Below are 25,023 nucleotides of genomic sequence, written 5' to 3'. Positions count from 1 at the left end.
CCGGGGCTTTGGTGTTGCCGGGGCGGGCGCTCCTACGCCGCCGTCGCGGTCGGCGTGGGCTCCTCGCCGAAGAGGTCCAACTGCTCGGGCTCGGCGACCGTCGCGCCGGTGTCGATGCCGTACAGCTTGTGCACGTAGGCGCGGACCTTGGTCTCCCAGTCGGCGTCTCCGAGGATGCGGCCGAAGATCGCGGCGGACACCATCGGGCAGACCGCGTCCGCCGCCTGCTGGGCGACGTTGCGCACGCCGCGGCCTCGTCCGACGTGGGTCCACGGGTAGTTGGCGGGGAAGCCGACCAGGCGACCGATGTCGGACTGGGTGATGGTCTCGCCGGTCTCGGAGTCGGCCCACCCGTACGCGGTCGCGGTGACGCAGGTCGACGGCAGGTCGGCGCTGCGCGAGCCGCCGCCCTTGGCCCGGCCGGTGGCGGGGTCGACGGGCCGGTTGCCGCGCGTCAGGTAGGTCCGGCCGGTGGGCCAGCCGACCACCTGGGCGAAGGTCGGCGCGGGGATCGGGGCGGCCGGGACGACGTCCACGAACGGCTTCTCGGCGCCGCGGTGCGCGGCCATGAACCGGCGCTTGCGGTGGGAGGCGCCGTAGTCGACGGCGTCCAGCGTCCACGCCTCCGTGGTGTGCCATCCGGCCTGCGTCAGTTCGCCGAACAGTGCGTCCTCGATCTGGCGGGGCAGTGCGCTGGACTGCTCGACCATGACGCACTCCAGGATGCTGCCGGGCCGGGCGAGCATCCCGAGCGGCCAGATGATGACCTCCGCCATGAGCCCGGCGCGCGGGTCCTCCAGCCCCGCGAGCGGGGCGCGGACCTCGTCCCACGTGTCGCCGGAGCGGGGCGCGTAGCCGGTCTCCGAGTGCTCCCAGGGGAGGAACCCGGCGGCCGCGCCCGCCTCCCAGATGACGCGGCAGATGATGTCGATGGCGCCGGTGTAGCGGCCCTTGCCGAGCCCGCTCGGGGTGAACGCCTGGCACGGCGGGGTGAGGGCGATGATGCTGACGAACTGGAGCGCGGGGTTCTCCGGGTCCAGCGCGGTGACGTCCGCGTGGATGACGCGCAGTCCGGCGGCGACGGCGGTGGCGACGGCGCCGCCGTCCAGGTCGATTCCGATGATGTCGACGTCCGCGCCGAGGATGTCGCGCAGTCCCAGGGAGAGGCCTCCGGGGCCGTGGAAAAGGACGACAACGCGCTTGCGCAGGATGCGGCCGAAGCAGTCGCGCTCGGGCGCGAAAAGCCACTCGATCGGGAACGGCGCCGCGTACCACTCCAGCAGTGCGCGGGTCTCGTCGTCCAGGGCGGCGAGCCGGTCGGCGGTGACCGGGCCCTGTGACTCGATCCGTCCCAGGGCGATGGCGGCGCGCTCGCCGCGGGCCTCGCGGGCGAGTTCCTCGACGCGCTCCTCGTACCCCTCGGTCACGGCGTACGCGCACTCGGCGATGCGCTCGACCGCGTTGAACGCCCACTCCTCGGTCTCCTCGCTGGGGTTGAGGGCGGCGTACTGGGTGAGCAGGGCGGCGGCCGTCTGGCACTCGGTCAGCGCGGGGTGTCCGGCGGCCGCGGCGATGGCGGCGGCGTCCTCGGCGTCCTGCTCGGCTGCGGCGGTGGCGTAGTCCGGGTGGATGGCCGCGGGGCGCAGGAGGTTCAGCATCCCGCCGGCGGAGGCATGGGTGGTTCCCATGTGCCACGTCCTTGGTGTCGTTGAGGGTTCTCGGTGTGGCCCGGGGGCCGGTGCCGGTCGGGATTCCCGCCCCTTCCGACGTAACTAATACTCTCAAGTTTTAGGGTGCGAGTCAACCCCCGATACCCCACAAAACCCCAGGTCAGAAGCCTTTTTGAGGGCGTTTCAGGCGTCCCCCTGCCACTCCCCCGGCGGACGCCGTAAGCCGGGCCGGTCGGGGGGCTCCCTCCTCGGTCGGGCAGGCGCAGCCGACCGCGGGCCGTGTCGGGGTGCCAGGCTCGCGCTCGCGCGACCGCCGAAGGCGGCTTGGCCTGGCGGCCCGGCGCGGGCTGTGGTCCCCTCCGGGGGCCCGTCCGGGGAGGGAGCCCCCCGACCCCGCCACCGATCACCCACCACGGGCCCGCACTTCACCGCGCTCCCCCCGCCCCCTCCGAGAGAGGGCCGGGGGCGTGGGGGCGGAGCCCCCGCTGTCTGGACCGGCGGGCGCCGACCGGCCACACCCCGAACTCACCTCTTAAGAGGTGTGGTTGGGCTCCGGCGGACAGGTGGCCGGTGGCGGGCTCGGTGGCCTACTGCTGGGCCTGCTTGCGGGCCTGGGTGATGAGCCGCTTCCAGGTGTCGACGGACTGGCCGTGCTGCTCGGCGAGGGCGGCGGCCACGTCGGCGGTCTTCCGGCCGGGGGCTGCGGCCAGGGCATCGGCGGCCAGGCGGACGCGCGGGTCGGGCCTCTGCGCCTTGGCGGCGCGCTTCTTGGGGTCGGGGCCGGAGGGGCGGCCGCCCTTGGTGCCGAACCCGCTGACCGGGTTGTCGACCCATGCCCAGAGCTGGGCGCGGGTGCGGTACTCGCGGGTGCGGGTGGTCAATTGCTCGGTGCGGACCGGCTCCGGCCACTCCGGCGGCGGGTTCTTCGTGTACTGGGTGATCCGGGCCGGGTCGACGCCGAGGACGCGCGCCTGCCCCACCGGCGGGAGCTGCTCGTCCGGGTCGCCGCTGCGGTCGACGCCGGACAGATCGCGGGGCCGCTTGCGGTGCTCGGTGAACCAGTCGTCCCACGCCTGGACGTCCCAGTGCATCACGCCGTCGATGTCGCGGGCCTCGGGGTGGCCGTTGGCCTGGCGGTCGCGCCACAGCTTCGACAGCGTGTCCCGGCTGTAGCCGCTGTGCGCGATCAGGTCCTCACGGCTCGCCCACGGGCGGCCCTCGATCGTCTTCACGGGTGTACTCCTGGTGGTGTCGGTCGTAGATACGATGGTGACGGTTCGGTTTTGGGTCTGTTGAGGGCCCTCGGTGGCCGGACCGCACGGCCCGGCGGGATTCCCACGCTTTTGCGCCCCGCCGGGCCGCTTGGTGTCCGGCTCCGGGCCGGTCAGCTCTTGGCGCGCTCGATGATCTCGCGCAGGCTGATCGACTTCTTGAACTGGTGGCCCATGTCCGCCTCGGCGTCGGCGTACTCCTCGAACAGCTCCGGGTTGAGCTGCGCACTGCGCACGAGGTCGTCGGTGTGCGCGAGCGGGCAGGCCCGGCAGCTCAGGCGCCGCATGCCCTGGTCGTAGGCCTCGTGGTGCTCGATCCCGTTCTCCCGGTGGACCTCCCAGACCTGCTCGGTGCTGAGCCGGTGAACCGGCAGCCACGTCGTCACGACGCGCAGCGTGCCCTTGCCGGACATGCGGTTGCGCTCCAGGATCGGCTTCTTGGCGCGGGCCCGGGACTCCTCGGCGCGCATGCCCATCGCGTACCCGGCGCGGACCGGGCGCCCGAGCCGCAGCTCGGTGCCGACCTCGTCCACGTAGTCGCGGCCGACCGCGGTCTTGGTGTCGCTCGTGCAGTAGCGCGCGAAATGGCCCGGCCAGTTGCCGTGGGAGCGAATCCGCTGCCACAGCGAGCCCCACAGCTTGCTGCGGCGCACGGCGAAGGGGACGCCGTACTGCTCGGCGTGCGAGCGGGCGACTTCGAGCGCGCCGGGCCACTCGACCAGGTGGCCGCGCTCGGTGGTCCCGAGGTCGCAGTGCAGGATGCGGACCTTGTGGAGCTGGCCCGCCTTGTCGGCCCGGGTGCACACCTCGTGCACGGTGGCCCCGCTGTCCTTGCCGCCGCTGTCGCCGACGATCACGACGTCGTGGGCGTCGAAGTCGAACTCGGCGGACTCCGCGGGCGCGGCCGGCGCGGCGGTCGGCGCGGCGAACAGTTCCATCTGGGCGGCGGCGCACCCGGCGGCGCACGGCGGGAGGGGCTTCTTCGTCACGGTCGTCTCCTGGCTGAGGTGTTCGGTGTGGTCGTGCCGGGCCCCGGCGGGGGAGCGGGATTCCCGCCCCGCTCCCCCGCCGGACTGGCGTCGGTCACTTGGTCCGGGTCGGCGTCACCTGCGGCGTGGCGAGCCACGCGGTGATGACCTCGACGCAGTCGGCGAACTGGTCGGCGGGGCGCGTCATCAGCTCGCGCTCGGCGCCGGTGCCGTCGCCCGCGAGCACGGTCCACTCGTCGCCGGTCTCGGGCGCCCGGCTGACGGTGATCTCCTCGTCGTCGGCGTCGCTGTAGAGGTAGAGCACGACGTAGGGCTCGGCGAGCATGCGCGGGAAGCCCTTGCGGGTCTGGTTGTGTCCGACGACCAGCCACGTGTTCCCGGCGTCGTCGTCACGGTGGACGGTGATGCCCCGCTCGGTGAGAGCGCGGGTCGCGATGGTCTCCGCCGTCTCCGGGCCGTACGGGGGCTCCTGGTCCTCGTGCTCGCCGCCGTGCTCCACGATCAGGTCGCGCACGGCCTCGATCGGCACGTCCAGGTAGAGCGAGCCGTCGCCGAACTCGCCGCCGGTCAGCCAGATCTCCCAGTCGTCCTCGCTCTCCCAGGCCTCCGTGTCGGGGGCGGTCAGGCCCGGGAGCAGGAAGACCTCCGCCTCCTCGGCGCCGGGGGCGACCTTGAGGGTGAGCACGTTCCCGTCGGCGAGACGGATGCCGTTGAAGACCTTGTCGGTCCCGCCGGCCGTGAGGCTGTCGAGTCGCGGCGTGCTGATGGTCATGGGTCGTGCCCTTCGTTCGTTGAGCGTTCTCGGTGTGGCCCGTGGGCCGGTGCCGGTCGGGATTCCCGCCCCTTCCGACGTAACTAATACTCTCAAGTTTTCGGGTCCGCGTCAAGCTGATCCGCAGATCAGGACCCCTCCGGGCCCGCCTTGGGGGCGGACCGGAGGGGCGGCGGGCTGGTCAGTCCTGCGGCAGGCTGAGCCAGTCGGTGATCAGTTCGACGGGGGCGCGGGTCAGCTCGATGACGGGCTCTGTGCTCTCGCCCGGCTCCTCCACCCCGGCGTCCCACTGCACGCGGCCCCGGTACGTCGTGTGCCAGCCGGGCAGGTAGATCTCCAGCAGGACACCGGTCCGGCCCCGGCTGCGGACGCGGTCGCCTGCGGTGAAGCCGAAGGTGCGCCGGTCGTAGTCGATGCTGTCCTGGTCGACGGGGCGGATCAGGTCGCGCGTGGTGCGGAACGTGTCGGCGTCGCCGTCCCACTGGACGGTGAGCGTGCCGTCGGTGTCATCAACCGTGCGGACGGTGCCGCGCTGCTCCCACTGCCGGGCGCCCTTGAAGGGCTCGTGGTGCAGGGCCATGCGCTCGACTCGGGTGCCGGGCCGGTAGCGGGCCGGGTAGAGGGTCGCGGGCACGATCAGCACCTCATCGTTGAGGCCGATGACGGACGTCAGTCGGCCGGTGAGGCTGACGACCTGGGAGTTGCGGGGATCGAGCTTGGGCAGCGCGCGGTAGCAGACCTCCCCCGGGGCGCCGGTCCATGCCCAACGGCGGCGGGGTGAGCCGTCGATGTGGCCGACGACCAGGTCACCGGGCCGGACGGCCTTGGCGAGCGCGGGCCGGATCAGGCCAGGGTCCAGGTCGGCGGGGAGCGGGCCCATCTGCTCGTCCTTGATCACGATGTGCCAGAAGTCGACGGGGGCAACGGAGGTCATGGCATCTCCTGGAGGGGTCGGGGTGAAGGTGGTCGGTGTCCGGCCCGGGCCCGGGGTGTCCGGGCCCGGGCGGCGGGGGCGTCAGCCGCGGGCGAGCTGGGTGAGGTCGGCGCGCTTGGCGTGCACCGCGAACACGGCCTCCAGCAGGGCCTGCGCGACGTCCTCGGTGGGGGCCGCGGCGAGGTGGCCGTGCAGGATCTCCAGCGCGGTCACTAGCCGGGCGTCGTCGGCGGTGCGCTCTCCGCCGTCGACGCCGGGGAGCGCGAGCGGGCGGCGGGTGACGGCGTGGGTGACGTACTGCGCGAGCTGGGCCGGGAAGCCGGTGCCCGGGGTCTCGATGGCCACGACCTCGGCGGCGGCAAGAGCGAGGTCGGCGTCGGTCGGGATGCCGTCGGCGGCCGGGGCCTCCTCGTAGAAGGAGAGGGCGACAGTGTCGAGCAGGTCGGCGAGCACGAGCAGCGCGCGGCCGTTCCAGGCAGAGGCGAACAGGGTGCGGCGGCGGGCGATGCCCGCGAGGGCGGCGGCGCGGGCGGCGGCGGCGCGGGCCTGCTCGGTCGGCTCGAAGACGGTCATGCGGGTTCCCTCCAAGGGAGTTGAGGTTCCTCGGTGCGACCCGGGCGGCGGCGGGATTCCCGCCCCGCCGGCGCCCGGGTGGTCTGGTGGCCGGTGCCGCCGGGCCCGGAGTTCCGGGCCCGGCGGTCGGCGGCCTACTTCTGGTAGGCGGGGATCAGGGCGCGGACCTTCTCGGCGCCGATGCACCCGCCGTCGTGGCGGTAGATGCTCGGCGGCTGGCCGTTGCGCCCGCGGTGGTGGCTCCAGTAGCGGACGCCGGACCAGCCGCACAGTTCGCAGTGCAGGTACCACGGGTTGTCCGACCCCGGGAAGCCGTGGAGGACGGCCCGCCAGTGGTGCTCGGTGAGTCCGGCGAAGGCAGTCAGCGCACCCTGGGTGTTGCGGTCGTTGGCGGGCATCCGGGGGTGCAGCAGGGGCACCGGGCCGTTCAGCGGCTTCGGGGCGTCGGCGCGGAGCTGCTCCAGCGCGACGGCGGTGACGCGACCGGCGGCGTACTCCTCGGCGAGGTACGCGGCGGCCATGTCGATGCCCTTCTCGCCCTTGGGCGGGCGGCGAAGGTTGTGCTCGCCCTCGGTGGTGACGACCAGCCAGTCACGGTGCCAGCGGTAGGCCTGTCCGATGACGCGGTCCTGCCCGATGATCACCGGGTAGCGGCACTCGATGTCCGGCTCTCCGATGCGGGTCTTCAGGGTGGTGGCGCTCATGCTCGTGCTCCTTGTTGAGGTGGTTCGGTGGCCGGGGCCCGCGAGCGGGCGGGGATTCCCGCCCCCGCCCGCTCGCGGGGTGTTGGTCAGTTCGGGCTGTCGGTGAACCCGGCGCCGGTGAAGGCCAGTTCGTCGGCGTAGAAGACGTCCGTGAGTTCCTCGAAGGCCTGCCGCTCGGCGTACTCGCGCAGCGCGAGGTGTGCGGCGTGCCCCTGGCTGACGGCCTCGTAGGTGAGGAACCTGAGCGGCGACTGCGAGTCGCGGCACGCCGCGTCCAGGTCCTCGCCCTGGACGTACCGCTCCGTCGGGTCGTCGGAGGCGCGCTGTACCTCCAGCACGTAGCGCTGGGGCCGGTCGGCGTCCCGCCAGACCTTCCGCTCGTAGACACCCTCGTCGTCGGCGAGGACGAAGTAGGTCCCGATCCGCTTGTCGAGATCCACGCGGAATTCGACGCGGTCCATTTCGGGGTTCATGCCACTGGCCTTTCGTTGAGCGTTTTCGGTGGGCCCGGCGGGGGACGGGATTCCCGCCCCGTCCCCCGCCGGGGGTAGGTCAGATCGAGAGAGCCGGGTTCTTGATGACGCGGAACGCCGTGCCGTTGTCGGCGACCAGAACCGCGCCGCGCGCCAGGTCCTTCACGTGCTCCGGGATCTCGGCGGTACGGAAGTCCGCCTTCTGCATCACGTACCAAAGGCAACCGGCCACGTCCTCGGGCTGGGTGCTCTCGTCGCCCTCGGCGACGGTGATCCAGTCCTGACCGGCGGGCTGGTACTGCCCCAGGTAGACGGGGGTCGGCTCCCAGGTGGGCCGCTCGTCCAGGTAGTTGGACACGCCCTGTCGTGCGGCGTGCGAGGCGCCACCCTGGTGCTCGTCCACGTCGGCGAGGTGCATCAGGTCGGTGATCAGGTCGCTGATCTCGCCGCCGTTGGCGCCGTGGTACAGCTCCCAGGCCAGCCGCGCCTTGGCCGCGCGGTCCGGGGTGGTGGGGCTGTCGTCGGCGATGTGGGTCATCGTGCGTCCCTTCGTTGAGGTTGATCGGTGTCGGCCCGGAGGCCTGTCGGCCGGGGATTCCCGCCCCCTTCCGACGTAACTAATACTCTCAAGTTTTGGGTCCTAGGTCAACTCCCGGCACGCAGAAAACAGCAGTTCAGAAGGCTTTTTTGGCGAGTTTTCCGGCGCCGGATCACCCCCGGAACCACCCTCGGCGGGCGCCGCACGACGGGCCGGTCGGGGGTGTTCCCTCCGCGGCGGGGCAGGCGCAGCCGACCGCGGGCCGTGTCGGGGTGCCAGGCTCGCGCTCGCGCGACCGCCGAAGGCGGCTTGGCCTGGCGGCCCGGCGCGGGCTGTGGTCCCCTCGGGGGCCCCGTTGCGGAGGGAACACCCCCGACCCCCACACCCCCCACCACCCACGGGCCGCAAGATCAAAACGGCGCCCCCACCCCTCTGTGGAGGGCCCAGGGGTGTGGGGGCGGAGCCCCCGCGTGCCTGAACCCGCACCCGCTCCCCCACCCCGCCACGAACTCACCTCTTAAGAGGTGAAGCGGCCCGATAGTCGGGCGACCGCCGGATGCACGAGGCACGGCGCGGAGCGTCGTTCCTCGAGCAGGAGCATCCCGCCGGCCGTGGCCGTGAACGCCGAAGGGCCCGGCGGACGGATGTCTCGCCGGGCCCCGGGTCGGGCTGGTCGGGTCAGTAGAGCTGGACGCGGGTGAGGACGATGTGCGGCGGGTCGGCGTCGGCGACGATGACGTACTCGGCGATGCCGAGCGAGCCGTCCGCCCCCAGCGCCATGCGCCGCTGCTGCGGCCACCGCGCCGACGCCGTGCTGCCCGGCACCTCGCCCCTCGTCTCGTTGATCACGACCGTGGCGGCCACGATCGCGCCGAACACCGCGCCGGGCAGGTTCTTGTCCATGAGGAGTTCGGTGACCTCCTCCGACAACACGCAGGGCAGGCCCTCCGGCTCCTCGCCGTACGGCTCACTCAACGGGCAGGTCCGCCGCGCGGCGGCGCTCGATCAGCTCGGCGACCGCCGTGGTGGGAAGCGTGCCGTCCAGCGCGGCGGCGGTCAGCCGGTCCCCGGCCGGGTCGGTGTCGAGCATCGCCTCGCACCACCAGCGGCGCAGGACGCCCTCCGCCTCCTCGGGCGCGGCGGCCAGCAGCTCGCGGTAGAACTCCATGCGGCGCGGACCGTCCAGCGCGGCCGCGATGCCCTCGGCGTTGCGCGGCACCCGCTCCGGCTCGTGCGGGTGAATCGGCTGTGCGGTCATCGCGTGCCCCTCTCAGTCAGCTCCGAGTCTGCCCGTTCACGGCGGCCGCCGTCGACCGGCTGCGCGGGAACGGTGGCCCGCTTCGCCTCCCACTCGGTCTGGCGGGCGACGGTGACCTCGGCGACCGCGTCGGCCAGCTCGGCGCACAGCCGGAGGATCGCGCTGGCGTCCGCGTGGCCGATCGACGTCACGGCCACCACCTCGCGGACCTGGGCGAAGGCGTCGTAGATGCTGAACGCGCCGGGGCTGCGGGTGCAGGCCTTGAAGCTGCCCCGGTCCTGCTGCCCCATCTCGCGGCGGACCCGCTCCAGGCGGGCGACGTCGACCGTCGGCCGTTCGGCGCCGCGCTGTGCCTTGATCACGGCGTCCAGGATGGTCCGCATCGCGGGGTAGACCGCGTTCCAGCGGTCGGCGATGCGTCGGGCCCGGGACTCGGTGACGAACCTGTTCCGTACGTCGGTGGCGATCATGTCGGATTCCCCTTTCCGGAGGTCAGAAGCCCGTACCGAGGTCGCGGGCACGGGCGTAGTGCCCCTGGAAGGCGACGGTGACGGTGCCCGTCGGCCCCTGCCGGTTCTTGCCGATGATCAGGTCCATCTCGCCCGCCCGCTCGTGCTCCTTGTCGTACGCGTCGGGCCGGTGCAGCAGGACAATCGCGTTGGCCTCAGCCTCGATCGCCCCCGACTCACGCAGGTCGGCCATCATCGGCTTCTTGTCCTCGCGCTTCTCGACCTCGCGGTTGAGCTGAGCCGCCGCGATGACGATGATCCTGAACTCGCCGGCCAGCTCCTTCAGGCCCCGGCTGATCTCGTCCACCTCGCCGGTCCGGTTCTGCCCGCTCTTACCGGAGGCCTTCATGATCTGGAGGTAGTCCACCACCAGGACGCGCGGGAGCCTGCCCTGCGCCTGGAGCCAGCGCAGCCGCGACCGGAGCCGCACGATGGTCGCCGCCGGACCGTCGTCCACCACCAACGGCGAACCGCCGATCCGCAGCGCCGCGTCGTGGATGCGCTGCCGGTCGTCGTTCTGGTACTCGCGGTCCTTGACCCGGTTCAGGGGAACGCGCGCTTCGGCCGCGATGATCCGCTCCATGAGCTGGGAGTGACTCATCTCCATGGACGACACCAGCACCTGGCTGCGGTGCTCGATCGCGATGTGCCGGGCGATGTCGAGCAGCACCACGGACTTGCCGATCGCCGGGCGGGCTGCGATCACCACCAGGTCGCCGGGCTCCATCGGAAGCATCGCCTGAAGGTCCCGGTACGGCAGGGGCAGGCGCTCGGGCGGCGGCGCGTCCATGCTGACGAGGTACTCCTCCAGCATGTCGTCCAGCTCCGCGACCCGTTCCAGGCCGCCGCCGGCGCCGAGCTGCGCCGCTGCCTGCATCTCGGCCTGCGCGGCGTTGACGATGTCGGCGACTTCGCCCTCGGCGGCGTAGCCCATCTGCACGATCCGGGTGCCCGCCTCGACCAGGCGCCGGAGCTTGTAGCGCTCCATGACGATCCCGGCGTAGTACTCGGCATTCGCCGCCGTCGGTACCGTCTGCACCAGGGTGTGCAGGTAGGACGCGCCGCCGATCCGCTCGATGTCGCCGGACTTCGTCAGGTACGCCGCGACCGTGATCGGGTCGGCAGGCTGGCCCTTGCCGTACATGTCCATGATCGCGTCATGGATGGTGCCGTGGATCGGGCGGTAGTACGCCTCAGCGGTTACCCCGGTCTCGGTGACCTCGCCGATCGCGTCCTTCGACAGCAGCATGCCGCCGAGCACGCACTGTTCGCTCTCCACGTCGTTCGGCGGGACGCGCTCGAAGGGGACGGTGCCCGGCGCCTCATCGAACAGCGAACCGCTGCCGTCCTCCATACCGTCGTGCTGAGTGGGTACGCTCATGAGTGAATCCCTTCTTGAACTGGGTGATTCGAGCGGCGGCAGGGGCCTTTCCACGGGCTCCCCTGCCGCCGTTGTGCTGCGGAGGGTCTAGGTGAGCACCGACGCCTTGGCGTTGCTGGGGTGGCTCGGGTGGCACTCGCACCGGACCAGGCGGCCGTCGTCGTCCTCGCGCATCCGCTGGCCAGGCTGACGGGGCTCGATGCCGTCGTTGCACTTGCCGCACCAGTCGGGCAGCGCGGGGCGCTGGCTGGGCACAGTCTTCGGCGGGACGAACTTCTCCAAGTGAGTCGCGAGCTTGTACCAGTTGGCCCGGCTTCCCATGTCGGTGGCCGCGGCGATCAGGTAGTCGGCGTCGATGCCCTCAGCGAGGAGAGCGGTGGCTTCGCGGACCATGGCGGCCCGGCCGCGGGCCGGAATACCGTGCCCGTGCTTCTGGCGGGACTCGATCCAGGCCTCTGCGATCCGCAGGCCGTCACGGGTGTCCGGCTCCTCGGCGGCAGCCGAGGGGGCGGTGTCGTTCTGCGGCGAAGCCGAACTCTCCTCTCCTCGTTCCGTCCCTGCATCGGGTGTGACGGTGGGGTCCGTTGGGGCACCCGGGTCACCAGAGAGAGAGGCTTCTTTGAGAGAGCTTCTTAGAGGGTGATCGTTTTCGCTGGTCAGGGGAAGATCCGTTCCAGAAATCTGGGCTGGCGTTCCAGTTTTCTGGAAGGGCGATCCAGTTTTCTGGAATGAGGGGCCCTCATCGTCCGTGACCTGGGGCGTTCCAGTTTTCTGGAACGGCTTGCCCTGGGCGTCCACCAGTCGCACGTGGGCCAGCGTCTGGCCGTTCGGTGAGGTCTCCACCTCGGTGAGGTGCGTCGGGGGCTGCGGAGGGTTGTTCCGCCAGTCCGGGTCGTACGCGTCCAACTTGTCCCATGCGTTCCGCCAACCGAAGTGGGCGGCGCCCGGCGGGAGGTCGTTGACGGTGAACCCGCGGCTGATGCCCTGAGCGGCCCGCGCCTTGCCCTTCAGCTTCGTGATGCCCGCGAGCTCCACCGAGTCCTTCGGCACGACCAGGTTGAGGTTCTCCAGGGTCTTCAGGACCTCGTACATCGCGCTGACCGACATGGGCTTGTCGTTCGGCCCGGGCAGCAGCCAGCACAACTGGTCGATCGTCATGCGCCGCATGCCGCTCCGCGGCCGGCGGGAGGCCTCGGTCATCATCGACCGCAGCAGGCTGTAGAGCCGGTACGCGGTGTGGGTCATCCCGGGCATGAGCATCACGTAGTCGCGCACCATGGTGTACGACCAGTAGTCCGTGATGGTGCCGGAGAACTCGAACTCTTCGTCGCCGCCCGGAACGGCGGCAGCGGCGGCCAGGGCCTTCTGCGGGCGCTTCACGGCGACACCGCCTCAGCGGTGAAGTCCGCAGCCGACGCGACCGAGAGGGTCGGCGTCGCGACACTGCGTGTCGTTGGGTGGATCTGGAACATTGTCTGGGGTCTCCCCTGAAGGTTTGGGGAGTCGCAGACCGGCAAGTGACGGTAAAGAGACGGTGAGCTGGGACACGCTGCTGCGTGCTGGTCGCTTCTCGTTCTATCCTGGGAGTGGTGACCTCGGGCCTGTGGCAAGGCTCGGGCCCCGGCGTCATCGCCGACCTACGACTCAAGCTGTGGAGGCTGGGAGTCGATCTAGATGGCCGTTCTGCTGTGGCAAGCAGGGCGGCCATCGACGTTTTAGGGGGCTCGTGCTGGCCGCAGCGAGCCGAGGACATACCCGCCGGTGGACGTGCTGCGGATGACTGGCCATCCTTCGATCTTGCACCGCTGGTACCGGAGTCCTGAACGCATTTTCGAGCTGCCGGTGTGTTGCTGCGGCGAAGACGGGTGCTGAGTACGGGTCATCGTGGTGCCTTCCTGGTTCCGTTGGTTTCACCGCGGTTGCGGCTACTCGGATCAGTGCGGCGCCGACCACCACAATCGGCTGCCGCTCTGCGCAGTGTCTCCCGGTGCGCTCGGGAGGGGCGTCGTGCGTCTCGCGCATTGTCCTCCCCCGAGGGCTCCTGTGTGGTCAGCCTGCCAAACCCGGTGTGTCGGCGGCGCACAGGGGTGCGTCGGGGTGCAGAACGAGCGACGAAGGGCGCTGGGCCATCCAGCCCGAGAGCCGGTGGGACGGCGCCTCGGTACGAACGTGCTCGAACCCTTCGCGCAGGTAGTAGCTCTGCAACTTCGCGTTGTCGCGCCAGACGTCCAGCCGAAGCCACGGGAGCCCCCGGTCGCGTGCGATGCCCCCGGCCCAATCGAGCAGTCGGCCCCCAAGCTGCTGACCGGCCGCCGAGCGAGCCGTGATGAGCTTTGCAACATAGACCGCCGACTCGGGGTCGTCAGCCCTCGTCCAGAAGTCTGCGTCGGGACGAGCCAGGGTGATGGTCCCGAGCAACTCGCCGTTGGCATCCGGGACCACCCAGGTGCGCCCCTCGGCGATGTCAACCTGCCACTTGGCCAGGGCTCGATCGCGGAAGCCGGGCGAACGCCACTGGTCGATGCCCGCGTTGGCAAGCCACTCCTCGGCTTCGATCCGCAGCTTCATGAGGGCGTTGGAGTCGTCCGGGGAAGCCGGGCAGATGAGCTGTGACAAGGGTCAGTCCTCGATCTCGTAGACGAGCGTATTGAGGTCACCAGGGGCGATGGTGACCATGCAGCGGACGGCTGTTCCGGCCGAGTTGTAGCCGACTCGGATGTGTCGCAGGACGGGAACCGTGCTGCCGGTCGGGAGCCCGAGGCGCACGGCCTGGTCGGCAGTCAGGGTCCACGCGCGCAGCTTGTCCACCTTGCGCGCCTGGGCGTACTGCCTGTCCTTGATGTTGGCGAGGATGCCTCCCGGCATGGTGACGTCCTCTTCGTCCATGAGAGGCGTATCGAATGCGACCTCGGTAGGAAACCAACTGTCGGCGAGCTGGAACGGCTCGCCGTCGACGCGGCGGGTTCGCCGGCGGGCCACGACGAAGGTTCCAGGCTCGACGCCAAGCTCCTTCGCGATGTCAGCCGGTGCGCGCTCCACGCTGACGGTGGGGGTGTCCTGGCTGGGGACCCGCCCGAGTTCGAGGATCGCGGCCTTCCAGTCGTCTATGCCGTTCTCGACGTCGTCGCGACGGTTGCCGTGTTCGAACCGGTGCATGGCGAATTCGATCGGCTCGACCCGCCGAACGAAGACGCCCTTCCCCTGCTGGCTGGTGACACGTCCTTCGGCGCGGAGGATTCCGACGGCCTGCCGAAGTGTCTCGGCGCTCGTCTCGAATTCCGCTACCAGGACGCGAGTTGGCGGTAGCTGGCGCTCAATGACGCCGTTGTCGATGCGCGAACGCAGGACAGCGGCGATGTCTTTCGCCCCCATCCGCTTCTTTGGCTGGCGGGTTGTCATGCGGAACAGAGTACCCGGCTTGTCTAGTGAAGCTAGCCCGGGATGGAACTTCTTTGGGTGCCGACTCCATTTCCGCAGGTAGGAGTTGCCATTTCAGTTGCAGTGACACGCCGTCAGACCCGTTTTGGGTCTTGGTTGTTGACGGCTTGCCTGGTGAAGCCGTACGGTCTTTCCATCTTCCCCAGTTAACTAGGGAAGTGGTCGGGGGAGGTGTATTCGTCATGCCTCCTGACCTGCTTGAACTGCTCGAAAGCGCACCGCCAGAGCTGGTCTGACCAGCACGGAACCACCGTCGAATGACGGCAGGCCGGGGCGGGGGTGAACGTCACTTGAGAACTGAACAGCGTGCCAAGAGATGAGTATTTGGGCCGGATGGCCGCCGGGCGCTCTCCATGAGAGGGCTGCCCGGCGGCACTCCAAAGGCACAGGTCATGAGGGGCGTGCCCGACTGGTTCGGGCTCTCCGGAGACAGGGGTTCGAGTCCCCGCTCGCCTACCGCGTCGTCCCCCGTACGGCGCGACCCCCGACACGGCGATTGCAGCGCCTGTGTGCCGGGGGTCCACGGATCTACCAGCAAAGGAACCGATCCGCATGACCATGATGCCCGCTGACCTGCCCCTGTCGTCCACCGGGATCGCCGAGGACGTTCAGGACGCGGTCGCCGACGCCTTCCCCCTCTTCGAGTCGGTCCAGAACCTGGCCCGCCTCGGTGTGAGCGTCGCCTTCGAGGTGGCGCCCTCGCGCATCGTCGCCACGATCGAGGTCACCGCGGACGCGGTGAAGGTCCTGCCGGCGCTGCTGGAGGAGATCGACAACGCCCGGCCCGGCCAACTGCCCAACGGCAAGCTCGTCGTCACCGGCTCGATGTGCCAGGGGACGGTCACCCTGCGGGTCCTGATCCCGCAGGAGTGGGTGACCGCCGAGGAACTGGCCGTGCTGACCGGCACCGCCGCCGCCGACCCCTCCCACCTGCTGTGAGCGCCGCGGATGCCGCTGAGGCGGCCCGCAAGGCAGAGGAAGCCCGACAGAAAGCTCAGGCCGACTTGCAGCGACACGGTCAGGCAATGACCAAGATCGGAGGACGACGGTGACGATCAGCCTGCTCACCCGGCCGAAGAAGACGGCCGTCAAGAACTTCCACGACCAGCACGGGCCGATGGACGACTGGTCCGCCGACGACTTCGAGCACCTGCTGGACCTGCTCGTCGTCGTGAACGCCCCCGGCCCGCTGGCCCGGTTCCGCCTGCGGCTGACGCTGCTGATGTGGACCGCGGCGACGATGCCGGTCTACGCCCTCGCCGAGCTGCTGTGGTCGGCGCAGGAACGGGTCTCGCAGCACTTGAACGTGGTCATGGACTGGCTGGACGACCGGTGCTCGAACGCCGAGTCCGCGTGCAAGCGGTCCGGTGACCACGCGCTGGTCGAGTACGTCGGCCGGGTCTTCGACTCGGTCTCCCGCGCGGCCAACGTCGTCGGGCGCAAGGCCGCCCGTCTCGTACAGGGCTGACGGACCGAACACCGAGGTGGCCGCCGAGAGGCGGCCACCTGCATGAAAGGAGGTCGGTGTGGGGGCCCGTAGGTCAACTGCCCGCAACGCCCGGAGTACGACGCCGCGCCGCCCGGCCAAGGCGGCGGCCTCGCCGCCGACGCCGGAGGCGCGGGAAGACGGCGAGGCCCTGGACGCGGATCTCCGAGACCGCGCCGCCGACGTGATCGACGGCGCCCGGTGGACCGGGGCTCAGGAAGCGGCGGCGCTGATCCAGGCCGCCAAGAACGAGGTGGACCAGATCCGCCGGGCGGCCGCCACCGACGCCAAGCGCGTCCTGGTGGAGGCCGCCGAGGAGGTCGGGGAGCGGCTGCGCCGCGCCGAGGTCGACGCGGACACGATCCGCGCCGGTGCCCGGAGCGACGCGGAAGCGATCCTCGATCAGGCCCGGACTGCCGCGGCCGCCGAGACCGAGGAGGTCATGGCGGCCGCCGAGGAGCAGGTCAAAAGCCTGCTCGCCGATGCCGAGAAGCAGGTGAGCATCGTGCTCGCCGAGGCGGAGGACCGGGCGAACGCCCTGGTGGAGCTGCGCCGCACTTCGGCTGAGGCCGCCTACCGCAAGGCCCTGGATGACGCCGCCCGCATCGTCGGTGAGGCGCAGGACCAAGCGGTGGAGATCCGAACGGCCCGTGCGGCACTCGACTCGGAGCTGGACCTGACCCGCCGGTCGGCCCGGCTCGCCCTGGACGAGGAGCTGAGCGTGCGCCGGGCGGAGATCGACGCCGACCTCGCCGCGTACCGGGCGGAGGTGGATGCCGCTCGGGCGGAGATCGAAACCGAGTTCCGCCAGCTCGGCGAACAGCACGAGCGGGAACGGCAGGCGCGGCGGGCTCGACTCGCGGCTGAGTTCGAGGAGCTGCGCAAGGAGGCGGAGAAGGAAGCCCGGGCCGCCGCCGGCGCAGTACGTAAGGAGGCGGATGCCACGCTCGCGGAAGCCAAGCGCGAGCTGGACGCCGCCCGCGAGGCCCGGCGCGTCGCCGAGAAGCGTGCGGCGAAGCTCAAGCGGACCCGGGACCGCGGGGAGATGGTCAAGCAGGGAAGCATCTGGGTCGCGCTCGCGGCCGTGATCGTCCTCACCGCCTCCGGCGAGTGGGCCTTCGCCCGGATGGTCGGGCTGGGCAACACTCCGCTCGGAGACATGGGGTGGGCACTCCCCCTCGGTCTCGACGTCTACGCGGTCACGGCCTTCCGCATGAAGAAGGACGTGCCCTACGCGCTCGGGCTGATGGCCGCCACCAACATCACGTACCACGTGGCCGACATGACCGGCCACGGCGTGACGGTGGTCCACGGCAAGACGCACCCGAGCATCGGGCTCATCGTCGTCGCGGTCCTCGTCGTCGTCGCGATCGTCTGGCGCGTCCACCGGCTCCTGGAGAACGACCACGAGGAGACGGCGCCCGCCGAGGCCGCGGCGGACACGGTCGACCCGTCCGCCGGACGGGGCGACTCGGACCGTACGGACGCAGCCGAGCCGAACCGTACGGCCGACCCGAACTCGGACCGTACGGCGGGCCGTACGGACGCACCCCGTACGGACCGTACGGCGACCCGTACGGCGAAGACCCGTACGGCCCGTACGCCCGCCCCCCGTACGGGCGGCCGTACGGCGGCTGTCCGTACGGACCAAGAGGCGATCCAGATCCTGAAGGACTTGCCCCGCGGGGCCGACGGGTTCGTCACCGTCAACGCCGCCCGTACGGCCGTCGGCTGCAACCGCGACCGGGCCGTACGGCTGCTGGATGAAGCGGGACTCCTGAGCCCCGCGGACCGAGAGAAGCACCTCGCCGCTCGCTGACGCGCGGCGTCGTACGTCGCGGGCCGGGCCCGCCACTGCCCCCGAGAGTCGGCGGGCCCCTTCCCCCGAGAGGAGATCACCCCGTGCCCGAGATCGAGCACATGAACAACGAGGTCCTGAACCGGGTGCCGGCGCAGTTCCGGCCCCTGCTCAACCTGGACCACCTGACCACCTGGACGCTGGACCGGCAGCGCGTGCACAACGACGACCACGGCGAGTACGAGGCGGCCCGGGCGATGTTCCAGGCCGTTCTGCGCTCCCAGCACGTGGAGGGAGACGGCAAGTGGTCGGCCCGGCGCCGGGCCCGGAAGGTCGAGAAGCACCTGAACCGCCTGGTCAAGGCCTCGCGGGACGCGGCGCAGGCCTCGGAAGGCCTGCGCACCGCGTACGCGGACCACGTCCGCACCGTCGCCGCCCTGCCCGGTCAGCGGGCGGCCAAGGCCCAGGCCAAGGCCAACCGGCGCGATCAGGTGAACACCTTCGCCACGAAGTCGCTGAACAAGACGGTCGCCGCGATGGCGGCCCGGCCCGACGGCGACACCGAGTCGGGCGACGAAACCGCAGGTCAGGACACCGGTAAGGGGCCCGGAGGGCGCACCACAGTCCGGGGCGTGAACGACCTGTTCGACCGCAAGGGAGCTTGATCAGTGCAGCAGGTGCCCTCGATCTCCGAGGTCCGCCAGGCCCGCCGCTCCGCCCACTGGGCGGAGCGGCAGGCCCGGCAGGTCCAAGCGCGAGGCGACGCGGGTCTTGCGGACGCCTGGTGGGACCGGGCTCGCGCGCTCTGCAAGGCCAATCCGGAATTGTGGAATGACCTCGCGCGGACCTTGGAGAACTGGACCGGCCGTCACGACGGCAGTCACGGCGCGTAAGCGTCATCACCATCATCATCACCCGGGGGCGGACCGGTTTTGGGGGGTCAAGGCGGGCGCGCGGGCGCACGGGCGCGCGGGCGCGCGAGGATCTCTCATCCGGTCACCCTCTGTCAACCCTGGAGAGCACGTGGCTGATGACCCTCGGGACGACAACCGGAACGGCAACGTCGTCTCCTTCCGATCTCGGGGAGGTGCCCCGCCGGGGCTCCCCCCGATCCCGGGCGCCCCTCCCCCGGCGCCCCCGGCCCCTCCCGCCGAACCGCCGGAGACGGACGACGGCGGGATGGTCGTCCCCGCCCGGCGTCGCCGGTCGGTGGCCGACTCCCTGGCCGACCTCACCCCGGCACTCCCGCCGACTCCCGGCGCGTCCGGGCCGACGGGCACCGTCGCTCTCCGCTCGGAGGGGGCGGCGCCCGCCCGCCAGGACGACGACGGTGAAGCAGACGGGCCTGGCGTCGCAGCCCTCGGTCTCGCGGCGACCCTGGCCATCGCACTGGCCGCACTCCGGGGTACCGCGACGGCGCTGACGGACTGGCGCCAGCGGCGCCAGGAGCGGGCCGAGGAACTGGCCCCGCTGCGCGAGGCTCGCCTCAAGCACCGGCTCGCGGGCGAGGAGGCCATGGCCAAGCACGCCCTCGCCATGCAGAGCATCGGCGACAAGGCAGCGCAGAAGCGCGGCAAGTCCATCCCCTCCAGCCAGGAATACGGCCGCAAGGCCCTCGGTGGCGGCCGCGGCTCCCTCATGGGAGGCGGTGGCAAGGGCGGTGGCAAGGGCACCGCCGGCGGAACCGGGCCGGGCCGCAGCGGTAAGGGCGGGTCTGGCACCGGCCTGACGCCGGGCGGCAAGAAGAACTCGCCGAAGACGTCCGGGGGGCTCGGCTCCCTCGGCACCAAGGGCAAGGGCGGCTCGAAGCCGCCGGGCTCCGGCAAGAACGGCTCGACCGGGAAGAACGGCGGCTCGGGGTCGGGGATCAAGTCGCCCTCGGGCGGCAAGTCCCCCAGCTCGAAGAAGTCCAGCCCCGCGCTAGAGAGGGCTCGTGGCCGACAGGAGCGGGCGGCGACACGGCAGGGCGCGAAGATCCAGCGCCGCGCAGACCGGCAGGCGGCCCGAACGGAGAACCGGGCCAAGGACCGGGACGCCGCCCGCGACCGCAAGACCCGCGCGGCGGACGCCCGGCAGGACACCAAGGACCGGGTCCGCAACGCTCGGGCCGACGCGAAACAAGCCCGCAAGGAGCAGGTCCGCCAGGACCGGTTCGAGGCCAAGCAGAAGGCGCGCAAGGCCCGGGCCAAGGCCCGCCGGAAGAAGAAGGAGACCGCGGCGGCCGCCGACGCGACGTTCGGGCGGGCCGTAGCGAAGGCGGCGCGGCGCCGACTGAAGAAGCGCCGGAAGAACCTGGCTCCGCCGGTGCTGACCACGGTCAAGCGCAAGAAGTCGAAGAAGGGAGGCCCCAGCGGCGGGGCGACACCGGCCGGGCCGAAGGTCGACCTGACCAAGAAGCCCAAGCCGGGGACCGCGCCGAAGGTCGACCTCACGAAGAAGCCGAAGCCCGCCGGCGGTTCAGCGACCGGCGCCGGGCCGAAGGTCGACCTGACCAAGAAGTCCAAGCCGGGCGGCGGCACGAAGGCCTCCGGGCCCGGCAGGAAGAAGAAGGTCCGGGTGAAGCCGAAGTCGAAGAAGAAGACGCGCGGCTCCGGATCGGGCACAGGTCCCGCCGACCGGCGCAAGGCCAGCCGCAAGGAACGGGCCCGCCGCGCGAGCGAACGGGCCAGGGCCAAGGCGGAGGGCGCCGCCGACTCCACGGAGAGCGGCTGGGAGTTCTACACCCCGCCGCCGCGCGGAGAACGGCGCAGCGCCTACGACTCCATGCGGGACACCGACCCGCAGCAACAGGAGGTGTGGACGGCGGGGCAGGTCTTCCCGCCCGGCTACCAGGCCCCCTCGCGCGAGCCCCTGACCACCGGGGCCCGCGGCCTCCCCGCCGGAAGCACCACGACGAACACGAAGGAGGCGCCCGTGGGCAACTCGCCCGCTGTGAAGACCGGGGCCGTCACGACCGCTATGGACGGCGGCATGAACCCGGAGCACGCGACGGAGGTGACGCTCGATGACGTCACCGAGTTCCTGGACGAGGTGGTCTCGGAGGCCTTCGCCGCGCACGACGAATGCCTCCAGCTCTCCGTGAAGGCCAAGGAGCTGATGTACGCGCTGGACGATGTGGCCGCCCGGCTGGCCGCCAAGCACAACATCCTCGGCACCCTCACCGCCTGGGCGATGCGCAAGCTCGCCGAGTCGATGGAGGTCCTCTCCCGCAAGGCCGAGGAGATGTCCATCAAGTCGCTCCACGCGGCCGAGACCTGCGAAACCGCGAAGACCGAGCTGGACGACGCGTACCGGCCGCTCACCCAGGCGACCGCGGACGCGGGCCTTCGCACCCCCGCCGCTCGCGTACACAACGAGAACTAGGAGGTCACCTCGTGTCCGGAGAAATCATGCCCGGTCAGGTCGTGTCCGGGGAGATCGTCCCCCGCGAGAGCTACGTCCCCGCGGTCCCCGACAGCGGGGACAACCTCCCGGCGATCCCCGACAGCAACCTGGGCTTCCTCAGCCTCGGGCTTGCCGTCACCGCGCTTGCCGCGCAGGCGCTGTGGCTCAAGGAGAAGATCTGGGTTCTCCAGGGACTCTTTCGCCGCAACGCCGATAAGGCGAGCAACATGTCGGAGATGTGTGACGCGGCGGAAGTCGATCCGCGTTTCACCGCTCTCATCATGGAGGGCGCCACCTCGCTGCGGGAAGTCGCCGAAGCCTCGGGCGACCTGGTGAATGCCGCCGACGAGATGCAGACGGACGCACAGGGCTTCGCGGACGCCCACGAGGGCGAATACCGCGGAGGCTACGAGGTCGTGCAGTCCATGGGCGTGCAGCAGCCCAAGCCCGGATTCAACGAAGTCAAGTAACCGAATAGCCGCCCGGACGCGACAGCGCCGGGGCGGAAAGCCCCCACGGGAGGGGCCCCGGCGAATTCGCCGGGGCCCCTCCCGTCTTTCCTCCCGGAGGGGAAATGACGATGACGACGACCGACGTCGTAAAGGCCGATGCCGCCGCCGGTGAGCGGGGGCTGACCCGCAAGACCGCCCGCCGCCTCGCGTGGGCGGAGCGCACCGTGTACGGCGCCGCCGGCACCTGGGCCGCCGTCGGCCCGCAGATGCATCTTCCGTGGTGGGCGCACGGCGCGGCCCTGGCCACCGGCGCCCTCACCGGCGTCGGCCTGTGGAAGCGCAGCGACACCGAGGACTGGGCGCGACGGCTCACCTCGTCGCTGCGGGCCCTGCCCGTGCTCGGCTGGACGGCCGCCTACACCGGCGGTCTGCTGGTCCCGGTCTTCGAATACCCCAACGGGTGGCCGATGTTGGGTGCGGCCGCCTGGACGGCCGTGATGATCCCCATGACGCCTTGGACTCGCTCCAAGGGTCTGAAGCGGGCCGTCGACAACCTCCCGGTCCTCGCCGGTGAGTCGGACGTCGTAGACGCGGAGCCGGTCACCTTCGCGGACCACATGCGGGCCCTGTGGAACCAGTCGAAGGCCACCGGGGACACCACCCTGGAGGGCATCCGCCAGTACGACCCCACCGAGCCGGACTTCGAGGCGATCGTCCTGGCTCCCCCCGGCCACACCGTGCCGCGCACCTTGGATGAGCGGGCCATCGCCGGAGTCTTTGACGTCCCGGTCGACGCGGTCCGCACCGCGGCGGTCGACGGCTACGGCCCGGGCCGCCTCGCCATCCAGGTCGCGCCCCGCCTCGCCGAGGCCCGCCGCGTACAGGAAGCCCTGGAGGTCGAGGCAGAGGACCCGGGCGCTGCCCTGGAGCGCATCTGGGCCGAACACGTCAACTGCACCGGCGGCGCCGCCCCCGGCGTCGACCTGGTCGCGTACGCGATCGGCGAGGACCAGATCCGGCTGCGGATCGCTGCACCGCGCGGCAAGACGCTGCGGGTCAACCACGAGGCGCTGTGCTCCGCGCTCGGGATTGACGACATCTCCCGCCTCGTCATGGAGGGCGCGGGCCCGCGCGAAGCGGTCGTCTACATCTACCGGGCCAACCCGCTCCTGCACGTCCGGTCCCCCACGGTCGAGGACCTGACGATGGACGACCGCGGGCGCATCTCGATCGGCGTCGCCCACGACGGCACGGTCGCCCGCATCCAGTTGTTCAACTTCGACACCGGCCGCGCCCAGCACGGAATCACCGCCGGGACCACCGGCGCGGGCAAGTCGGGCCTGATGCGCATCCTCGGCGCCGCACAGCGGATCTCGGGCGTCATCTCCTGGATGGCCGACGTCCAGGGCGGCATGTCGATGCCGGAGATGGAAGGCCGCATCGACTGGATGGCCAAGGGCCCCCAGGAGACGATGCAGCAACTCCGCGCACTGCACGCGGTCAAGGAGTACCGCGAGGCCCACTCGCGCGGCCGCGGCGACTTCGACTTCCACGGCCGGTGGCGCCTGATCCAGTGGACCGGCGACGAGATCAACCGCCTGCTCTCCTCCCTGGACCAGGATGTCCGCAAGGAAGCCGCCTGGATGATCGGCGACCTCCAGAAGACCGGCCAGAAAGTCGGCATCGGCGTCGACCTCGCGGTCCAGTCCCTGCACCTCAAGGAACTCGGCGACAACCACGAGATCCGCGAGAAGGGCAAGGAAGGCCACGTCTTCCTGCTGCGCACCGCCTCCTCCTCCACTCAGGGCATGGGCCTGGACGGCATCGCGCCGATCGGCGCGCACGTCTCCCCCATCCCGGAGCGGATCTACGAGGGCGCCGGGGCCAAGGAGCTGTTCGAGGGCACCGCCGCCACCGAGGGCGTGCCGACCCCCGGCATGGGATGGCTCATCACGGAGGGCAAGGCCATCCTCTTCCGGACCTTCGTCTTGAAGAAGGTCAACGGCCTCTACCCCCAGCTCGAAGAACTGATGGACGGCCGTCCGATGCCGACCCTCACCCCGGAGGAAGCCCGCGCCGCCGGCGCCGCGTACGCCCACCGGGGCACCGCGGCCGCCGGAAAAGCCACAGGCGGTCCGTCCTTCCGGGGCGGAGTCGACATGAACGCCCTCAACAGCGAGCTGGAGCGCGTCGCAGACCTCCTGGAGGCCGACGAAGCCAAGAAGAAGCAGGACGCCGAGGAACTCCCCGAAGCGCCGTCGCCCATGGCGGCCGCCAAGGCGAAGGCCCCGACGATCCGCGAGCGGATTCTTGCCGCGCTCCAGGGCCACCCCGAGGGCCTGGCGCTCAAGGAGATCCGCACCGCCGTCGGCTGCGGCACCGAGGGCGGCCCCGCCACCCGCAGCGTGAACAACGAGGTCAGCACGCTCGCCGCTGAAGGCGGCCTCGTTGCGCTCGGCAAGGGCGTCTACCGCCTGCCCTGACCCCCCTCGAAACGGCAGGGGACCGGCTACTCCGCCAAGACCGGCCGGTCCCCCGCCCACTCCCCCAACGCATCGAAGGAGCCAGCCCAGTGAACCACCCCGACCGTCCCGCCGGCCGCGCGCTCAGTGAGGCAGAGGCGGAGGCCGAAGCCGCTCGCCTCATCGCCGAGGGCTACAGCCAAAACGCCCCCGTCGCCACCCGCTACAAGGACGTGGCGCCCGTGCCCGCCATCGGCTACGCCCCGCCCGTCCAGCAAGACGGCCGGGCCCCCATGAGCCAGGGCGCCACCGATGCCAGCGTCCTGATGCTCGCGGGCGCCGGATCGGTGTCCATGGTCAGCGTGTCCGCCGGAATCCTGATGTACCTGTCCCAGTACGCCGACCCGGTCGTCTGCGGCATCGTCCTCGGGGCTCCCACGGTCGTCGTCCTCGCTCTCTGCCGCCTGGTCCGCCGGGCCAAGGAGGTCGTGGAGGCCGCGCCTCCCGTCATTCACCAGCACTACGAGGGCACGGTCATCCAGAACAACAGCGAGATCAACACCCACACCCGCGGCGTCATCGCCCGCACCCGCAACCACTTCGACCGCTGAGGGGAACCGACCGTGAAGCGACCCGGCAACGTCCTGACCGCCGTCCTCGAACAGCACGGCGAGCGCTGCGCCTGCCACGGCGCCTGTGGCGACAGCAAGAGGCACCCGGGCGACGGCGAGCAGTGCAAAGCCACAAGCAGCGGCAAGAACAAGCCCCTGCTGGCCGCACCGCAGACCCCGCACGCCACCGATGTGCAGAACGCGGCCGCGCCGCTGGAGGAGCTGCGCCCCTGGTGCTGGCCCTGCTGGCGCGACGCGCTCGCCGCCGAGCGGGCCCGCGCCAACGAGCAGCGCGGCCAGGAACTCATGGAGATGCAGAT

General features: G+C 71.2%; 25 protein-coding genes. 9 read left to right on the top strand and 16 right to left on the bottom strand.

The features are described from left to right. Positions 1-32: 32 nt before the first annotated feature. The 16 genes from AC27LF_RS36040 to AC27LF_RS35965 all read right to left on the bottom strand — a co-directional run bounded on the left by AC27LF_RS36040 (position 33) and on the right by AC27LF_RS35965 (position 14,471). The gene (locus AC27LF_RS36040) at positions 33-1,688 is read right to left on the bottom strand and encodes a DNA cytosine methyltransferase (protein ID WP_479660638.1); all 1,656 of its coding nucleotides are present in this window, start codon (positions 1,686-1,688) and stop codon (positions 33-35) included. 569 nt (positions 1,689-2,257) lie between these two features. Continuing rightward, on the bottom strand, positions 2,258-2,902 hold the full coding sequence (locus AC27LF_RS36035) for a hypothetical protein (protein ID WP_479660637.1): 645 nt from the start codon (positions 2,900-2,902) through the stop codon (positions 2,258-2,260). Positions 2,903-3,054: 152 nt separating this feature from the next. Next, the gene (locus tag AC27LF_RS36030; protein WP_479660636.1) at positions 3,055-3,930 is read right to left on the bottom strand and encodes a phosphoadenosine phosphosulfate reductase domain-containing protein; all 876 of its coding nucleotides are present in this window, start codon (positions 3,928-3,930) and stop codon (positions 3,055-3,057) included. 94 nt (positions 3,931-4,024) lie between these two features. Next, on the bottom strand, positions 4,025-4,702 hold the full coding sequence (locus tag AC27LF_RS36025; RefSeq protein WP_479660635.1) for a hypothetical protein: 678 nt from the start codon (positions 4,700-4,702) through the stop codon (positions 4,025-4,027). A 181-nt stretch (positions 4,703-4,883) separates the two neighbouring features. Continuing rightward, positions 4,884-5,636 carry a hypothetical protein gene (locus AC27LF_RS36020; protein ID WP_479660634.1) on the bottom strand — a complete coding sequence of 251 codons (753 nt, stop codon included), beginning with the start codon at positions 5,634-5,636 and terminating at the stop codon, positions 4,884-4,886. A gap of 81 nt (positions 5,637-5,717) precedes the next feature. After that, entirely contained in the window at positions 5,718-6,209 is a 492-nt protein-coding gene (locus AC27LF_RS36015) for a hypothetical protein (protein ID WP_479660633.1), read from the bottom strand. A 134-nt stretch (positions 6,210-6,343) separates the two neighbouring features. Beyond that, positions 6,344-6,913: a hypothetical protein gene (locus AC27LF_RS36010; protein ID WP_479660632.1), complete on the bottom strand. Its 570-nt coding sequence runs from the start codon at positions 6,911-6,913 to the stop codon at positions 6,344-6,346. An 86-nt stretch (positions 6,914-6,999) separates the two neighbouring features. Continuing rightward, positions 7,000-7,386: a hypothetical protein gene (locus AC27LF_RS36005; RefSeq protein ID WP_479660631.1), complete on the bottom strand. Its 387-nt coding sequence runs from the start codon at positions 7,384-7,386 to the stop codon at positions 7,000-7,002. A gap of 79 nt (positions 7,387-7,465) precedes the next feature. Further along, entirely contained in the window at positions 7,466-7,924 is a 459-nt protein-coding gene (locus AC27LF_RS36000) for a hypothetical protein (protein ID WP_479660630.1), read from the bottom strand. A gap of 678 nt (positions 7,925-8,602) precedes the next feature. Continuing rightward, positions 8,603-8,899, bottom strand: coding sequence for a hypothetical protein (locus AC27LF_RS35995; protein WP_479660629.1), 297 nt, complete (start codon positions 8,897-8,899; stop codon positions 8,603-8,605). Next, on the bottom strand, positions 8,892-9,182 hold the full coding sequence (locus AC27LF_RS35990) for a hypothetical protein (protein WP_479660628.1): 291 nt from the start codon (positions 9,180-9,182) through the stop codon (positions 8,892-8,894). Before AC27LF_RS35990 ends, AC27LF_RS35995 begins: the two co-directional genes overlap by 8 nt. After that, a complete protein-coding gene (locus AC27LF_RS35985) occupies positions 9,179-9,652 on the bottom strand; it encodes a hypothetical protein (RefSeq protein ID WP_479660627.1) in 474 nt (157 codons plus the stop codon). The genes AC27LF_RS35990 and AC27LF_RS35985 overlap by 4 nt, the downstream gene beginning before the upstream one ends. Positions 9,653-9,674: 22 nt before the next feature. Continuing rightward, the gene (dnaB, locus tag AC27LF_RS35980) at positions 9,675-11,072 is read right to left on the bottom strand and encodes a replicative DNA helicase (protein WP_479660626.1); all 1,398 of its coding nucleotides are present in this window, start codon (positions 11,070-11,072) and stop codon (positions 9,675-9,677) included. Between the two features lie 87 nt (positions 11,073-11,159). Then, complete coding sequence (locus AC27LF_RS35975) at positions 11,160-12,452, bottom strand: hypothetical protein (RefSeq protein WP_479660625.1); 1,293 nt, start codon at positions 12,450-12,452, stop codon at positions 11,160-11,162. A 669-nt stretch (positions 12,453-13,121) separates the two neighbouring features. After that, a complete protein-coding gene (locus AC27LF_RS35970; protein WP_479660624.1) occupies positions 13,122-13,688 on the bottom strand; it encodes a GNAT family N-acetyltransferase in 567 nt (188 codons plus the stop codon). 3 nt (positions 13,689-13,691) lie between these two features. Then, positions 13,692-14,471: a GntR family transcriptional regulator gene (locus AC27LF_RS35965; RefSeq protein ID WP_479660623.1), complete on the bottom strand. Its 780-nt coding sequence runs from the start codon at positions 14,469-14,471 to the stop codon at positions 13,692-13,694. Positions 14,472-15,062: 591 nt separating this feature from the next. Here AC27LF_RS35965 and AC27LF_RS35960 point away from each other — a divergent pair. The 9 genes from AC27LF_RS35960 to AC27LF_RS35920 all read left to right on the top strand — a co-directional run. Further along, positions 15,063-15,449, top strand: coding sequence for a hypothetical protein (locus tag AC27LF_RS35960; RefSeq protein ID WP_479660622.1), 387 nt, complete (start codon positions 15,063-15,065; stop codon positions 15,447-15,449). 109 nt (positions 15,450-15,558) lie between these two features. Next, on the top strand, positions 15,559-15,978 hold the full coding sequence (locus AC27LF_RS35955; protein ID WP_479660621.1) for a hypothetical protein: 420 nt from the start codon (positions 15,559-15,561) through the stop codon (positions 15,976-15,978). A gap of 58 nt (positions 15,979-16,036) precedes the next feature. After that, positions 16,037-17,815 (top strand): coiled-coil domain-containing protein, encoded by a 1,779-nt coding sequence (locus AC27LF_RS35950; protein ID WP_479660620.1) that lies wholly within the window; start codon positions 16,037-16,039, stop codon positions 17,813-17,815. A gap of 83 nt (positions 17,816-17,898) precedes the next feature. Continuing rightward, entirely contained in the window at positions 17,899-18,459 is a 561-nt protein-coding gene (locus tag AC27LF_RS35945; RefSeq protein ID WP_479660619.1) for a hypothetical protein, read from the top strand. Between the two features lie 514 nt (positions 18,460-18,973). After that, positions 18,974-21,157: a hypothetical protein gene (locus AC27LF_RS35940; RefSeq protein ID WP_479660618.1), complete on the top strand. Its 2,184-nt coding sequence runs from the start codon at positions 18,974-18,976 to the stop codon at positions 21,155-21,157. 11 nt (positions 21,158-21,168) lie between these two features. Then, positions 21,169-21,648: a conjugal transfer protein TraB gene (locus tag AC27LF_RS35935; RefSeq protein WP_479660617.1), complete on the top strand. Its 480-nt coding sequence runs from the start codon at positions 21,169-21,171 to the stop codon at positions 21,646-21,648. 110 nt (positions 21,649-21,758) lie between these two features. Then, the gene (locus tag AC27LF_RS35930) at positions 21,759-24,113 is read left to right on the top strand and encodes a hypothetical protein (RefSeq protein WP_479660616.1); all 2,355 of its coding nucleotides are present in this window, start codon (positions 21,759-21,761) and stop codon (positions 24,111-24,113) included. A gap of 89 nt (positions 24,114-24,202) precedes the next feature. Then, positions 24,203-24,703, top strand: coding sequence for a hypothetical protein (locus AC27LF_RS35925; RefSeq protein WP_479660615.1), 501 nt, complete (start codon positions 24,203-24,205; stop codon positions 24,701-24,703). 12 nt (positions 24,704-24,715) lie between these two features. Next, positions 24,716-25,023, top strand: a 308-nt coding sequence (locus AC27LF_RS35920; protein WP_487227827.1) for a hypothetical protein, incomplete at its 3' end; no start/stop codon positions are given.

The organism is Streptomyces diversicolor (assembly GCF_057537855.1).
Note: the sequence above shows the minus strand (reverse complement) of the source record. Positions and strands in the feature narration are given on the sequence as shown.